Raw genomic sequence first — 15,046 nt, forward strand, 5'->3', positions numbered from 1 at the left:
CGGGTTCCGCACGGTGCTGAAAAGGCGGGCCATTTTTTTGCGGGGCGACCAGCTGATTTCTCAGGTTGAGAATGCGTGGTGGGAACGAGAAAAAAACGTCACTGAAATGGCGGTGGCGTGCCTGGATAGACGTCGTCTGTATAGGGGACTTGCTCTAGGAAGGTTGCTGGCCTTGCCATTGCAGGTGTTACAAGGTCATGCGATTCTTGCGGTGGCATTGGTTCGCCGAATACCCACAGTGTGCCTGGGTTCGTGGCGCGCTCTGCGGGCTGTTGTTCCTGGCCGGTCCGGTGGGGGCTGCGGAGGAGGAGGCGCGCGCCGAGCCGGACCCGCCGCCCGCTGCCGAGTCATCCGCCGAAGAACAGGAAGCGCCGCCGCGCGGGGAGACCACGCACGAGCTGGCCACGCAGCAAGCGGCGTTGACCGAGGACGGCGCGGCGGCAGCGCCTGGCGCTGCGGTGGGCGCTCCGATGGACGACACGCAGAGTCCGTTGGGCGATCACGGATTGGCGGTGCAAGAGGCCGGCGTGGGTCCTGCCGGTGGGGTGTCGCTACCATTTCCGTTGCAGTTACTTCCCGGGCGCCACGGAATGACGCCGGTCGTCGCCGCCGTCTACTCCAGCGGCAATCGGAGCAACGGGCCGCTCGGGTATGGAATGGAATTGGTCGCGGGAGGCCAGATCACGCGGCGAGGTTGGCGGGAGGGCGTTGTGCCGCCACAGAGTTATGGGCCGGGGTTTTTCAGCAACTTCGATTGGGCGAACGAACGCTATCGGGTGAATGTCGAAGGGAACGCGCAGGAAATTTTCTACGCCGGATCCGCGACGGCGGGCGGGTTGCGATTTCTGCCGCGGTATCAGTCCCATTGGGTCGTTACGGCGCCGAATCAATTCCTGTTCGATAAATGGGGGGCTCGGCTTCCCACCGGGATGCGCTATCAATTCACAAGCCATCCGGGAACGACGAGCGCGATCAAGCGGAACGAACAGTATTTGGTGGCGGCGATTTCACCGGACGAGCAGACCAACACGTTCTATCGCTATCGCGCCGGTGCGCCATTCATGATCGGCGGCGTCGATGTCGGGTCACGGGCGGTCGTGCTCGCAGAAATCCGCTATTCCTGTGCGCTTGAGGAATCCGATACCTGTTACAAAGTCCTCTTTCACTATGAATACCGAGACGATGTCGTTATCTCGGCCCAATCGGGGCAGGTGGTCGGCTCCGCCGAGCGCGTGAAGCGAGTGGACGTGCTCACGCCGACCGGCGAACTGGCGTGGAGTTACCACTTTACTTACGTGCAGGACCACATCAACGGGCACAGCCTGTTGCGGGAGATTCAACAAACCTTCAAAGGTGGTCAGAGTCTGCTGCCCCCCATTCGTCTGACGTTCAGCGAGGCGCAGCCGCCGCCAGAATATTGGCCGTTGAACACGACGCCACTGGGGGCGCTGAGTTACAGTTATCAATCGTTTTATGCGCAGGAAACATTGGGGACGCCGCAATATAATAAAGACGAGGATGGGAAGCCGATCAATCCGATGGAGGGAGATCCGATTATTTATGTCGGTGGCACCCAATGGGTCGAGGCGGAGGAATTTGTGTTCGGTGCCGGCGTCTTTTTTGCCGATCCGAATCATGATGGCTTGCCCGACTTGATCCAGCGCGACATTGCCAAGCAAGATTGGATCAATCAAGGCGATGGGACGTTTGCCCCGACACCTGCGGCGTTTGCGGGCAGCGTCGGAGCGGACGGCTATTGGATGCGTCGCCACACGACGGAAGCGACGACCATTCCGGGATTCAAGAAAGACGCCGCCGCCGCCGCGCAACCGAAAGCGGCGACTCTGCTCAAAGAGGTCTTAGATGCCAATGTCCAAATGGGCGATGTCGATGGTGATGGGCAAAGTGATCTGTTGGTGAATGGCGTCGGCATGGCCGTCACTCCGGCGGGAATTTTGGGATCAGGCGTCTTCGATCTACGCGGACAACCGCTCAGCGTGGCCCCGACGCTGCCGGTCGCGCTTGCCGGTGCGGGCCCAACCTACAACAGCCCCGGCGTCGTGACCGTCGATCTGAATGGCGATGGTTATGTCGATCTGTTGCAAGGCGTGATGGAATCCTATCCGCCGGGCACGCAGCACCGCGCCTGGCTCTACGACCCGGTGACGAAGCATTTTCAAGAACGCGCTCAATGGGCGCCGCCTGTAGTGTTCAGTCGCTTCGGTGTCGATCTCGGCGTGCAATTTACGGATTTCAATGCAGACGGCTTAGTCGACCTCTACAGCATGAATCAGAAGTACGTCGAAAACAACGGCCTCTTCCTGAACACGGGGAATGGATGGTTGAACGTCACGGCCGATTGGGTGGCCGCGTGGAATGGTGGAGAGCAGGCCCCAACCGTGGTCGTCACGGCATCCGGAGAGACCAAATTCCCCGCGTCGATCGATTTTCCGGACAATCAGAACCGCAGTGTCGATAGCGGATGGCGATGGTTCGATCTGAATGCCGACGGGATTGACGACATGATTTACGCCGTTGTGTCCATTGGGTCGGATGGAAAATCGACGACGGAATATCACACGCTGCTCGGCAGCGCGGTGCGACAGTGGCGGGCGTACATGGGGAAGAACATCATGGGCGATGCGGTTTCTCCAAAATTTGTTGTGCCGATGGCGACACGGTTCCGCTCCCAGAATCCCGACGATGACAAGACCTACACCATTGATCGCGGTGTACGGGTTCTGGATCTGAACGGGGATCGAGTGCCGGATCTAGTGGAAAATGTCTGTGCGATCGGCCAAGCGTCGTGCGTAGCCACGGTACATCTGAATTCGCTGGCACTTCCCAATTTGCTGAAAACGGTGCGCGCCCCGATGGGGACGACCACGACGTTTGCGTACACCACATATGCCAAGTTTGAAGAGGCCGTTGGTTCGCCTCCGCTGGTCGTGCAATCCGTGAAAGTCGCCGACGTGGCCGGTGCCGCGATCGGCGCGCGCACGTTCGAATTCGCGGATCCGCAATTCGTGGCTAAGCCCGAGTCGTCGGAGAGCGCGGATTCGGAATACGACGAGCGGCGCGGTCCGGAACTTCTCGGCTTTCGTGAAGTCCGGATGATCGAAACGGGATTGCATCCGGCATATGGCGCAATGAGCGAACGCCGCACCACGACGATTTACAAGCCGGGCTATGCCTTCATGGGGATGGTGGAACAGCAGCAAATGCATGTGCGGGAGGACCTTAAACAGAAGTCGTCATCCGCGGAATGGCCACCGCAACCAGTGAGTGCGGTTTCGCAGACCTATCACGAGGTCGGCACGGCGAAGCCTCCGTATGCGCCGCGGGTGCACATTACGGAAACCACGCAAAATGAGGGCGGCCTAAAACGGACGGTGCGCACCGAATATCAGGAGTATGATCCGTATGGATTCCCCATTGCGATCCATCACCACGGACGGATCGATGCCGCCGTGGGGCTCACGGACGATGTGCAGGAATCACGCATCTACACGCGGCGCGAAGATCCGTATATCCTCGGGCTGTTGGAAAAGTCGACAACGACCGCGAATGGCCTCAAGCGCTCCGTCGACAACGTGTATGATGACCTCGGGCGGCTCCAAAAAACGACCACGGAGGCCGACGGCGCGGCCTCGAGCTGGACCAGTTATAGTTACGACAGCTACAGCAATCGCGATATCGAACGACGATCCGGTGCGGACCCGGACGCGCCGTCCAGTCAGACGCGGATCTTTTACGATGCCAACTATGCGCAATTCGTGATCGGTCAAGAGAACACGCTCGCGCAACGTTCGATGGTGACGTATGCGGGTGTCAATGCTGCGGAACCGTTGACGTCGGGGGCTTCATTCGGCAAGCCGGTGCGCGTTGAAGGCCTGTCGACTACGGCCGTCGCCGCCGCGCACTATGACCTCCACACGTACGATATGTTCGGTCGGCTCGAACAGCGCATGTCGATGGGACGCGCATTGGAACAGGGAAAATGGATCGACGCGCTCGATCGAGCCCAAACGTGGAAGCACTTCATCTTTGCTGCGGACGGCCAGAGCCAAACGACCCGGACTGATCATCCGAGTTTTTATTCCGCAAAAGGCACGCCGTCCTCCATGACCGAAATGACGCTGAACGATCGCGGAAAAATCGTGCGCGTGCGGACGTTGGGCCAACAAGGCTGGCGCCAAGTCCTGACGGAATATGGCCCGTATGCAACGGTGTGGCGGGTGAGCGAGCCGCATCGGGATGGCGAGCCGGTCCGCTGGACCACAACGACGGTCGATGCGCTGGGCCGCAAAATCGTCGTGGAGAATCCGACCTCGGTGGAAAGCTATGAATACCGGCCGTTCCAGGTCCACACGGTGTACGCCGATGGACAAAAGAGCACCGTGGAATCCGACGGACGGGATCGCGTGATCCTGCGCTCCCATCCCGGCGGCGGCCAGACGGCGATCAGTTATGGTGTCGCAGACGGCCGCATCACGATGACGGGTCCAGACGGGAAGAATACGATTCTGCAGCGCAACGGCTTGGAACTCGTGACCCAACGGGTAGATCCGGATCGCGGCACGTGGACTTGGCAATACAATGCGCGTGGCATGCAAGCGGCGCAGATCGATGCCAAGCAGATCGCCACGCGGTTTCACTACGATCTGCTCGATCGCGTGCGGGCCGTGGATGTCGGCGACGATGGAAATTTCGAAGCGGAATATTTTTACGACGGCAACACGCCCACGACGCAATCGCTGGAGGCGACCGCGTTGGGCCAACGCAGTGCGATGCGCGACGCGCAGGGCATCACGCGATGGCACTACAACGCGCAAGGCTTGGTGCAACAGCTCGAGAAAACAGTAGATGGCGTCACCCATCGGGCACTGTACACGTATGACCACCGCGGCCGCGTATCGGAATTCCGCGATGTCGATCCCGCTGCGCAGCCGAAAATTGGGCTGACTGCCGGAGCCATGCCGACAGCGGATCCGATCCGCTTCACGATCCGATATCAATACGACTTGGACGGACTGACCAAGGTGCAAAGCCGCGTCGGGCAGCAACCATGGCAGGTCAGCATCGCCGCGATCACGTACGACGGCAGTGGTCGATTACAGCAAGTGACCTATGGCAATGGGACCCAGGAGGACTTCACGTACCTCCCGAACACGGGACAACTGCAACAACGACGCGTGACGCGTCCGGGGAGCGGCAATGCGACTGCATTGCTGGACTTTACGTACGCGTACGAACATCCGTTGGGATTCATCTCCGCGATTACGGACGCCGTGACGCCGAGCTCCTCGCAGCAGTTTACGTATCATGCCGATCGCTCGCTCGCGTCCGCCAAGAGCCAAGTCTACGGGGAAGTCGCCTACTACGCGGATGCGGCGGGAAACCTGATCAATCACGGTCCGTGGACGTTGGCGTATGCGGACAAACGTCCACACGCCGTGAGCAGCGCGTATCATCAGCAGACCAAACAGCAGATCAGCTATGCGTACGACGCGAACGGCAATATTACGGGCTCGTGGGATCGTATTTTCACGTACGACGACCAGAATCGGTTGTCGCGGCTTCAGAGTTCGCTCGGCTTCGTGGACTTTGTGTATGACGGCGATGGACGCCGGGTCAAACAGCTCACAACGGTTTTGCAAGGACAGCGCGCGGCGCCGACGTTGAAAACTGCGGATGGCCGCACGCTCCGGCAGATGTGGCAAGCGGCGTTCGGAATCCCGAGCGCCGTTGCGGCTGTGGCTCCGTCGCGTTCGACCGGGGCGCTGGTGCGCAGCCAAGCGGGCAAGATGCCGGCCGTAACGAATCCCCTTGGCGCCGTGCCCGGGACCAATAAACCGCCCGCGGCCAGGGCGCAACAACCCGTGCCGACGCCGCGCGCGAAGCAACCGATCGCGATTCCACGGACGCGGACGCCGACCTTGGCCGCGCTGCAACCCAGCGCGCAAACTATGACGACACCGTTTGACGAGCTGGAGATCGTGGAGCGCGATGGAAACGTAGAACGGCGCTACCATATCATGGCGCTGGACCGCCGCGTGGCTACGGTCACGGTTGTCGAAGCGACGCCTGTCATCCGCTATTTCTATGCTGATCATCTCGGCTCCCGTTCCATCGTGGCCGACGCGACTGGCACCGTGACCGACGGCCGCACCTTGTACACCCCGTACGGCACGCCGCTCGCTGCCGACGGTCAACCACAATGGCACGGTTGGCAAGATCAGACCAATATGTATACCGGCGTCGAGCTCCCCGAAGTGGTGGATTTGTATCTGACCGGACCGCGCACCTACGACCCGGTCATTGGGCGCTTCCTGCAGCCCGATGCGATTCCGGGCGATCCCACCGCCTCCGTAGCCGCCAATCCGTATGCCTATGCGATGAATAATCCGATCGTGGCGTTGGACCCAAGCGGGTTTTCCAGCGAATCCGCGCAAATGAACGGCGGCGGATGGTTCGGTTTCCTCTGGAATCTCGTGGAAGGATTCGTGGAGATGGCCGTCTCCGGCGGGAAGGATTTTTCGTTCGGATTGAGTCTCGGTGCGAATACGTCTGGATCGTCCGGCGCGTTCGGGCCGTCCCTTGGGGATGGTGCCTATGGTCGTGGTCCATTCAGTGTATCGGAAGAGACCCTTGCCAGAGATCCAGCGGGTATCCAGCAAGAGGCGGCGCGGATGCTTACGGAATACGGCATCGATGCGGAAGATGGCCCTGAACTGATCTTCGTGAAGGAGCTGTATCTCAGAGGCGAACCCGTCAAAGGGGCCTTTGAGCCGCCAGATAATTCCACTTGTTCCCCTGCGACACCGTGTCGTGGAAAGATTTATCTCGCGTCGTGGACTTTGAGCACGCTCTACCACGAAATGGGCCATTACCTACATATCGGCGCGCGGGTCTTCGATACGGCGAATCGTTATCTCGGGTCGCTGGAGCAGAAAGAGGCGCTTGGAGACATCTTCATGATGCGGGAGTTGAATCGACAGGGACATACGGGCGTGGAGCTGGGCATCAATGAGTCGGCTCGCGCGGCCTTGCGGCGGTGGGAGCGAATAAGCTTCGTGAGCGGCGGCAATATGTGGAGCGGCCAAGATTTGAACCAACACTTTTTCAATGTCGAAAAAGTCGGCAATTGGTAATGGGTAAGTGCGGTGTGGTTTTTTCTTCAATGCCCATTGCAGTCCAACCGTTTGAAATCCATTGATAAATCTAACTACCGCTTGGCCGGTCGACGCGCGGTCAGCATTCTGCTAGCAACTTTTTCACGCGCACACCGATATATTGCACAGTCGTTGTTCAGAGTCTTCACCTGAGTAAGGAGGTTGTTATGGCCCAGCCACCGAATGTTGCGCCGCCGAGTGCGGGGAGAGCCACACCGCAGACCCGCGGGGAGCCGGAGAAGGCGCCGAAGACCAGTCGTGCGCAGCCGCGCGAAATCCGGATTAGCGACGAAGATGCGATCGTCGTTGTCGGCAGGATTCACAAGCCGGAAGTTATGTTACTGCTCGGCCGGACGGATCCGCCCCAGCACGCGCTGTTTCGGGATCGGGGCAAGTCGTTTGTGCCAGAGATCGAAAAAACCGTGCGGAAGAACCCGTTCTGAGCCGGCGAGTGCTTTTCGCGTTGATATCGTGGCGTCCCCTCCGCTAGAGCGCTGAAGCGGAGGGTCCAATTTATGGCTATGATCGTCAAACGCGGAACGTTACCGGCGACGCCACATACCGAACATTACGCCATCCCTGGCGTATTGGCGTTGGAAGAAATCCACGGGAGCTACGGTTTTAGCGGCGCGTGGTCGCGCAAGCTCCACGTCCGATCGTATCCCACCGAACAAGTCGAGCCGCCGACACGCGCCGATTTCAATTTCATCCCGCAAGTCCCGGCCGAAGCCGAAATTCTGCAACCGTTCCTGATCCAGACCGGTGAGATGCCGTTCGGTCGCGACGCATTGCGGGCGCGGACGCCGATCGTGTTCGGACCGCAGACGACGCTTTCTATCGTGAAGCCGACGGCCTCGTTTTCGCCCGACACCTTTTTCCGCAACGGCGAGCGGCATGAGATCTATTTTGTCCAAGAAGGCGAGGGCGTGCTGACGTCGGAATACGGGCGTCTGCCGTTTCGCCGACATGTCTACATCGTCGTCCCGAAGGGGACGACGTATCGGATCGATCTGACGACGCCGCGCGCGTTTCTGTTGCTGACCGAATCGGTGTTTCCGATCGAATGGCCGCAACACTATATGAATCCGGCCGGACAGGCCACGCTGGTTTCTCCGGTGGTGGAGACCGAAATCGAAGTCCCGGAATTGCCGCCGTTTATCGATCGGCGCGGGACGTATCCGATCTTCGTCCAACACGGCGGCGGACGCGTCACGCGTCTCACACTTGGACACCATCCGTGCGACGTGGCCGGATGGGAAGGTGCGCTCTATCCGTTCGTGTTCGACGTCAAGAATCATCACGGGATCGCGCGCGAGATCCACACCGCGCCGCCGGTCCACCAAACGTTCCAGACCGGGAAAGTGCCGTACAGCGGGTTTTCGCTCTGCTCATTCGTGCCGCAAATGGAGGGCTGGCATCCGAAGGAAGTGCCGGCACCCTACGCGCATTACAACGTCGACAGCGACGAATGCATGTTTTTCTGCAACACCAGCTACGGCGCGCGCCAAGGCGTGATCAGCGAAGGCTCGTTCACGTTTCATCCCGGCGGCACGCCGCACAGTCCGCAAGGCCATGCCGCCAAACGCTCGCTCGCCGCACGCGGCACGATGGCCGCGCGTTTGGCCGTCATGCTCGACACCTATTTCGAGAGCCTCCAGATCACGACCCACGGCTATCAATACCGGACGCCGGATTACGCCGTCAGTTGGAACGACGCGCGTTGGACGGAAACGGGCCGCGGCGACGCCGCTGGCGAATCATCGGGCGTGTAAGGCGTTGTGTTTGAGTGGGGGAATAAATCTTGTGCGTGGTGAATTTGCAAGGTAATATCACTGTATGATTGAAAGAATTTTGGCTCGCCGGCTGCGCAAAGAGCGCAAGCATCACATCCTGTTGTTGGGGGCGCGGCAGGTCGGTAAGTCTACGTTGGCCAAGGCGTTGCATCCCGGACGCTACATCAACCTCGCCGATGAGTCGCTTTTTTTGGAGTATGCCAAAGTTCCGGCGCTGCTCCGACGCGAATTAGCGGCGCTCCGTGCCGCGACATTGGTCGTGATCGACGAGGTGCAGCGGGTCCCGGCGCTGCTCAACATGGTGCAAGCCATGCTCGATGAGGGGACTGCTCATCGCTTTCTGTTGACGGGTTCGAGCGCTCGCAAGCTGAAACGAGGTGGAGCCAACCTGCTCCCGGGGCGAATTATTCTCGAGCACCTCGATCCACTCTTGTACAGTGAAATGGGGGCGACATTCGATTTGGAACGCGTGTTGCGGCTCGGTTCATTGCCGGGCGTCTACTTGAACGCAACACGCGGTGGGGACCTGCTCGACACGTATGCCACCGTGTATCTCCGTGAAGAGGTGCAGGCGGAGGCCCTGACGCGCGATATCGGGGCCTACTCGCGGTTTGTTGATATCGCTGCGCAAATGAGCGGACAATGGATCAACTATTCAAAAATGGCGTCGGATGCCGCGATTCCGATCGAAACGATCCGCCGTTTTTTTTCCCTCTTGGAAGACACCTTATTGGCGTTCCGAGTCCCGTCATTTCAGCCGCGTGTCAACCAACGCCGCGTCAGTCAGCGCGACCGCTATGTCCTCTTTGACATCGGCGTGCGCAATGCATTGCTCGGCATTCACCAGCGGCCGATCAGTCCTGTGGAGCGTGGTCTGTTGTTCGAACAGTGGCTGCTGCTGCAATGCCTGTATTATCAACGAGCGCATCGGTGCCATTGGCACATTGCCTCCTATCGGACGCAGGCGGGGGCGGAGGTGGATATAGTGATCGATACGGGACGAGAGATCGTCGGGATCGAATGCAAGAGCGGCGCGCGGATCTCAACCGTGGATCCGCGAGGGTTTCGTTCGCTGGAAGAAGTCGTGGGGCAGTCCATTCGCCGCGTCGTCGTGTACACGGGATTGCGTCGGCAACGTTTCGATGACGGGACCGAGATCGTGCCATATGGCGAGTTTCTGACTGACACCTTGGCGGAGTTGCATTGATGCTTGCCAAGCACTCTGACTGTACCGGCACCCAGCAATCAGCCCTCAAGCGGTTGCCCATCATCGATCTCCACTGTGACCTGCTGTCGTGTCTCTACAATCACCCCGAATGCACGCCGTTTCTGCCGGAGGCGCGTTGCGCATTGCCGCAATTGCAGGCCGGCGGCGTGCGGCTGCAAATTTGTGCGATCTTTCACCTGACGGAACCGGGATCGGGGCGTGCCGGAATCGGTCAGGCGGAAACCTTCCAGCGACTGTTATCGGAACAATCCGCGACGGTCCACGCGTGGCGACCAGGCCAGGCGATTAACGGCGACGACCGCCGTATCCAATTGGCCTGCGCGATCGAAAATGCGTCGGTGTTGGGTGAGGAATCGGAGCCGCTCGATATCGTGCTCGCACGGCTCGACCGGATCCGCATGCTTGCCGGGCCGTTGGTCTATCTGAGTCTGACGTGGCGCGACGCCAATCGTTTCGGCGGCGGCGATGCCACGAGCTCCGGATTGACTGCGGAAGGGCGCGTGTTGCTCGATTATCTTGCGCAATATGGCATCGCCGTGGATTTCGCCCACACCTCGGAATCACTGGCCCACGATATTTGTAACTACCGCGCCGCGCATGCGCCGACGCTCCGGCTGTTGGCGAGCCACACCTGTTTCCGTGCGGTGCACGATATCCCGCGCAACCTCTCGGACGAGACGCTGCGCGCGATTATCGCCGCCGACGGCGTGATCGGTATGCACTGGATCCGTGACCACGTCGGCGGCAACAGCGCCGCGCAATTCGCGCGGCACGCGGCGCAGCTGCTGCAACTCGGCGGCGAACGCCATTTGGCTTGTGGCGCGGATTTCTTTTACGAAGGCGATCTTCCGCCAGCCATGCGGTCCACGGAGCCGCACGCCCATTTCTACCCCGGCTTCGAAAACGCGACCCACTACCCCAATCTGTTCGCGCTGCTGCGCCGCGAATTACGCCTTTCCGAGGCCGTCTGCGAACAAATCGCCTGGCGCAACGCCGCGCGGTTTTTGGGGGCGGCGGCTTAGCGGGGCCCTTGCGTGAGCTGTTGGCGGGCGAGTTGAAGAATCTTGATGTCTTCCAGATCGCCTGGATCTTTGGTGACACGCGGGACGCCATACGCAATGGCCAGCGTCCCTCCGATCAGCAGATATTCAACCCCGTGGGAGTTCAAGGATTTGAACAGTTGTATATGTTGAACGATCATCAGGGATCTCGACTTGGCACCATTGATTGACGAAGACGACGCTTTCAAGCGCCTCGCGGAGACGGTCCTCCAGTGGTTTTTGCCAGAACCACCGCGCTTTCGCTTCGAGTGATTCCTCCTCGCGGTCGTGGGAGATGCCGTACTCCATAGGTCGCAGCATAGCATGGGTCACTGGTCGGTGCTACGAGAGAATCGTTCGACATCTGCTCATGGACCGTTTACGCCCCCCGATGGCGGATGTCTTCGCCTTCGACGATGAAGATCACTTCTTCGGCGAGGTTCGTCGCGTGATCGGCGATCCGTTCCAAATGGCCGGCGATTGCGATTACGCCGGTCGCGGGGCGGATCGCGGCGGGGGATTGCTCCATCTGCTGGAGCATTTGTTCGAAGAGCGCGTGATTACGAGCGTCGACTTCGTCGTCGCGCGCACAGACGGTGCGGGCCAGTGCGGCGTCGCGGCGGACGAACGCATTCAGCGCGTCGCTGACCATTTGCCGGACTTGGGTGGCCATCGCCGCCAGCGCCGTGGGCACGGTGTCGGGTGGCGCGCCGAGCAGGTCTTGCGCGGTATGGGCGATATTTACGGCCAAGTCGCCCATCCGCTCCAAGTCTTTGTTGGCGCGCAATGCGATGATGATGAGTCGTAAGTCCGATGCCATCGGCTGATGGAGCGCGAGGAGATTCAGACATTGGGCGTCGATTGCGATCTCGAGTCGGTCGACTTCTTCGTCGCGCGCCAAGATCGCCGGGACGGTGAGTGGATCGCGTTCCGCGACGGCCGCCATCGCGTCGCCGATCATCGCTTCGATCAGGCCGCCGGTATGAAGCAGCGAATCCTGCAATTGGCGGAGTCCCGCGTCGAATTGGGTATCGGTGTGTTTGCGCATTTATTTCTCCAAGTGAAATTTTTCACGCTTTGTCGCATTTCCCCCCTCTCCCATTTGGGGAGAGGGTTAGGGGGAGGCATCAAGTGGATGCTGCCCTGGAGGTCCCCCCCTCACCCAGCCCTCTCCCCAACAGGGAGAGGGGAGAGGATCCCCCGCCCCTTGGGGCGGGGAGCACTCATCCAAACCTCCCGGTGAGATATTCCTCGGTGCGTCGGTCTTTCGGATTCGTGAATAGAGTTTGCGTCGGGCCCCATTCGATCAATTCGCCCAAGTACAGGAACGCGGTGCGGTCGGCGACGCGCGCCGCTTGTTGCATGTTGTGCGTGACGATCACGATCGTGTACCGCCCGCGCAGTTCGTGGATCAGTTCCTCGATCCGCGTCGTCGCGATCGGGTCGAGCGCGGAACACGGTTCGTCCATCAGTAAGACGTCCGGCTCGACCGCCAGCGCGCGGGCAATGCAGAGCCGTTGCTGCTGGCCGCCCGAAAGGCTGGTGCCGGGCGCGTCGAGCTTGGTGCGCACTTCGTCCCACAGGGCCGCGCGGCGCAGGCTTGCGAGCGCGGCGGCATCGAGGGTGCGGCGATCGCGGACGCCGCAGAGTCGGAGTCCCGCGACGACATTTTCGAAGATCGACATGGTGGGAAACGGATTCGGACGTTGAAACACCATCCCGACATGGCGGCGCAGCAACACCGGGTCGAGCCGTTGCGTCGCGGCACCGTCGAGCAGCACGTCTCCGCTCCATCCGGCCTGCGGGACCGTCTCGTGCATCCGATTCAGGCAACGGATCAGCGTGGACTTTCCGCATCCGGACGGGCCGATGATCGCGGTGACTTCGCCGGCGGGGATGGCGAGCGAAATATCGCGCAGCACGGTTTGGTCGCCGAACCACGCCTTCAACTGTTTCGTTTCGAGCTTGGCATTCATGGCTTATCTCCAGCCGAGGACGAAGTCCGAAAGCAGATACGGGTCCCGAGGTTCAACAGCAAGACGAAACCGATCAGCGCCAATGCGCCGGCCCAGGCTTGGCGTTGCCATGCGGCGAACGGGCTGATCGCGTAGGTGAAAATTTGCAACGGCAATGCGGCGAGCGGTTGCAACGGATCGAACGACCAATTCGGATTGCCGAGCGTCGTGAACAGGAGCGGCGCCGTTTCTCCGGCGATCCGCGCCAGTGAGAGCAAGATGCCGGTGACGATACCGCTGCGCGCCGCGCGCAGCACCACGGAACACATCACGCGCCAATACGGGATGCCGAGTGCGATTGCCCCTTCGCGCACTTCGCGCGGCACGAGGCGCAGCATCTCTTCCGTGGTGCGCAACACGAGCGGGATCATGATCAAGCCGAGCGCGATGCCGCCAGCCAGGCCGGAGAAGTGGCCGAGCGTCGTGACGCAGAGGGCATAGACGAAGATGCCGGTCACGATCGACGGCGTGCCGCTTTGCAAATCGGCGGCGAAGCGGACCCAAGCGGCGAGCCGCGTGGATCGCGTATGGGCGAGAAACAGGCCGCCGCCGATCCCGAGCGGGATGCCGATGCCGGCCGCGAGCAGCAAGATCAGGCCGCTGCCGACGAACGCGTTCGCCATCCCGCCGCCGGATTCGCCGACCGGGCGGGGCAGCGCGGTGAACAAGGCGGGCGTGAACGCCTCCCAGCCACGTTGCACGAGCTGCGTCGTGATCAACAGCAATGGCACGAGCGCGATCAGCGTGCAGCCCACGCAGCAGAGAATCATCGCGTAGTTCACGGCGTGCCGCAGACGTAATCCGCTTGCTGCCCCTGCGGATCTCCCCCTCACCCAGCCCTCTCCCCAAGGGGAGAGGAGACCGTTGATCGATTTCATGCCACGCTCCGACGTTGCGGCACGAGCCGATGGACCATCACGCGCGCCAACGCGTTGATCCCGAGCGTGACCACGAACAGCAACAGGCCGACGGCGAACAGCGCGCTGCGATGTAATTCACCCGTCGCTTCCGCGAATTCGTTGGCGAGCAGCGAGGCCATTGTCTGTGCCGGCGCAAAGAGTGACGCGGTAATGTCCGGTCGATTGCCGATCACCATCGTGACGGCCATCGTTTCCCCTAACGCGCGCCCGAGGCCTAGAAAGACCGCGCCGAGTAGGCCGGATCGGCCGTAGCGCAAGACCGCGATCCGGATCATTTCCCAGCGCGTCGCGCCGAGTGCCAACGCGGCCTCGCGCTGCGTGTTCGGCACCGCAAGCAACACGTCGCGACTCAGTGCCGTGATGATCGGCAAGATCATAATCGCCAGGATCACGCCGGCCGCGAAGAGGCCGATGCCGTACGCCGGTCCGCGAAACAACGGCAGGAAGCCGAGCGCGCGGATTAGGTGCGGCTCGCCGCTGTCGCGCAGCCACGGGATCAGCACGAAAATGCCCCAAAGGCCGTAAATGACCGACGGGATGGCGGCGAGCAGTTCGACGAGCGGGCCGACGACGGCGCGCAGCCAGCGCGGCGCGAGTTCGGCGAGAAAGATCGCGATGCCGAATCCGAGCGGGGCCGCGAGGCAGAGGGCCAATAGCGCAGAGAGGACGGTGCCGTACAAAATGGGCAATGCGCCGAAGTGGTCCAGCACCGGGTTCCAGACGGAGTCGGTAAGAAAACCCCAGCCCGCATGCGCGAGGATCGGGAATGCGCCGTGCCCCAGAAAGAGCGCCATCGCCAACTGCACGCCGATCGCGCTCAGTGCGGCGCAGCCGATCAGGCGAATGAAGAGTCGATCCGTGCCACGAAACATAGG

Annotated in this window: 10 protein-coding genes; 5 read left to right on the forward strand and 5 right to left on the reverse strand. The window is 61.0% G+C overall.

Translation table 11 applies throughout. The annotated features are described in order from the left end of the window. Positions 1-197: 197 nt before the first annotated feature. The 5 genes from HY696_11055 to HY696_11075 all read left to right on the forward strand — a co-directional run bounded on the left by HY696_11055 (position 198) and on the right by HY696_11075 (position 11,218). Complete coding sequence (locus tag HY696_11055; GenBank protein MBI4238933.1) at positions 198-7,154, forward strand: hypothetical protein; 6,957 nt, start codon at positions 198-200, stop codon at positions 7,152-7,154. A gap of 188 nt (positions 7,155-7,342) precedes the next feature. After that, on the forward strand, positions 7,343-7,618 hold the full coding sequence (locus HY696_11060; protein ID MBI4238934.1) for a hypothetical protein: 276 nt from the start codon (positions 7,343-7,345) through the stop codon (positions 7,616-7,618). Positions 7,619-7,690: 72 nt separating this feature from the next. After that, positions 7,691-8,947 (forward strand): homogentisate 1,2-dioxygenase, encoded by a 1,257-nt coding sequence (locus HY696_11065; GenBank protein ID MBI4238935.1) that lies wholly within the window; start codon positions 7,691-7,693, stop codon positions 8,945-8,947. Positions 8,948-9,011: 64 nt separating this feature from the next. After that, entirely contained in the window at positions 9,012-10,175 is a 1,164-nt protein-coding gene (locus HY696_11070; protein ID MBI4238936.1) for an ATP-binding protein, read from the forward strand. Next, positions 10,175-11,218 carry a membrane dipeptidase gene (locus HY696_11075; protein ID MBI4238937.1) on the forward strand — a complete coding sequence of 348 codons (1,044 nt, stop codon included), beginning with the start codon at positions 10,175-10,177 and terminating at the stop codon, positions 11,216-11,218. The genes HY696_11070 and HY696_11075 overlap by 1 nt, the downstream gene beginning before the upstream one ends. On the opposite strand, the gene HY696_11080 is transcribed toward HY696_11075, so the two are convergent. From HY696_11080 to pstC, 5 genes are all read right to left on the reverse strand, one after another. Then, a complete protein-coding gene (locus tag HY696_11080; GenBank protein MBI4238938.1) occupies positions 11,215-11,397 on the reverse strand; it encodes a hypothetical protein in 183 nt (60 codons plus the stop codon). The genes HY696_11075 and HY696_11080 overlap by 4 nt on opposite strands. Positions 11,398-11,615: 218 nt before the next feature. Beyond that, on the reverse strand, positions 11,616-12,284 hold the full coding sequence (gene phoU, locus HY696_11085) for a phosphate signaling complex protein PhoU (GenBank protein ID MBI4238939.1): 669 nt from the start codon (positions 12,282-12,284) through the stop codon (positions 11,616-11,618). Positions 12,285-12,459: 175 nt separating this feature from the next. After that, complete coding sequence (gene pstB / locus HY696_11090) at positions 12,460-13,212, reverse strand: phosphate ABC transporter ATP-binding protein (protein MBI4238940.1); 753 nt, start codon at positions 13,210-13,212, stop codon at positions 12,460-12,462. Then, complete coding sequence (gene pstA / locus HY696_11095; protein MBI4238941.1) at positions 13,209-14,021, reverse strand: phosphate ABC transporter permease PstA; 813 nt, start codon at positions 14,019-14,021, stop codon at positions 13,209-13,211. Before pstA ends, pstB begins: the two co-directional genes overlap by 4 nt. A 104-nt stretch (positions 14,022-14,125) precedes the next feature. After that, positions 14,126-15,043, reverse strand: a complete 918-nt coding sequence (gene pstC / locus HY696_11100) for a phosphate ABC transporter permease subunit PstC (GenBank protein ID MBI4238942.1) — start codon at positions 15,041-15,043, stop codon at positions 14,126-14,128. Positions 15,044-15,046 lie beyond the last annotated feature (3 nt).

It is taken from the genome of Deltaproteobacteria bacterium (assembly GCA_016210045.1).
In the GTDB taxonomy this organism is placed as follows: Bacteria; UBA10199; UBA10199.

Bases quoted from the DNA above. Each gene is read 5' to 3' on its own strand.
- pstC (MBI4238942.1), bottom strand. From the start codon at position 15,043: ATGTTTCGTGGCACGGATCGACTCTTCATTCGCCTGATCGGCTGCGCC.
- pstA (MBI4238941.1), bottom strand. From the start codon at position 14,021: ATGATTCTCTGCTGCGTGGGCTGCACGCTGATCGCGCTCGTGCCATTG.
- HY696_11080 (MBI4238938.1), bottom strand. From the start codon at position 11,397: ATGATCGTTCAACATATACAACTGTTCAAATCCTTGAACTCCCACGGG.
- HY696_11060 (MBI4238934.1), top strand. From the start codon at position 7,343: ATGGCCCAGCCACCGAATGTTGCGCCGCCGAGTGCGGGGAGAGCCACA.
- pstB (MBI4238940.1), bottom strand. From the start codon at position 13,212: ATGAATGCCAAGCTCGAAACGAAACAGTTGAAGGCGTGGTTCGGCGAC.
- HY696_11055 (MBI4238933.1), top strand. From the start codon at position 198: ATGCGATTCTTGCGGTGGCATTGGTTCGCCGAATACCCACAGTGTGCC.
- phoU (MBI4238939.1), bottom strand. From the start codon at position 12,284: ATGCGCAAACACACCGATACCCAATTCGACGCGGGACTCCGCCAATTG.
- HY696_11065 (MBI4238935.1), top strand. From the start codon at position 7,691: ATGGCTATGATCGTCAAACGCGGAACGTTACCGGCGACGCCACATACC.
- HY696_11075 (MBI4238937.1), top strand. From the start codon at position 10,175: ATGCTTGCCAAGCACTCTGACTGTACCGGCACCCAGCAATCAGCCCTC.
- HY696_11070 (MBI4238936.1), top strand. From the start codon at position 9,012: ATGATTGAAAGAATTTTGGCTCGCCGGCTGCGCAAAGAGCGCAAGCAT.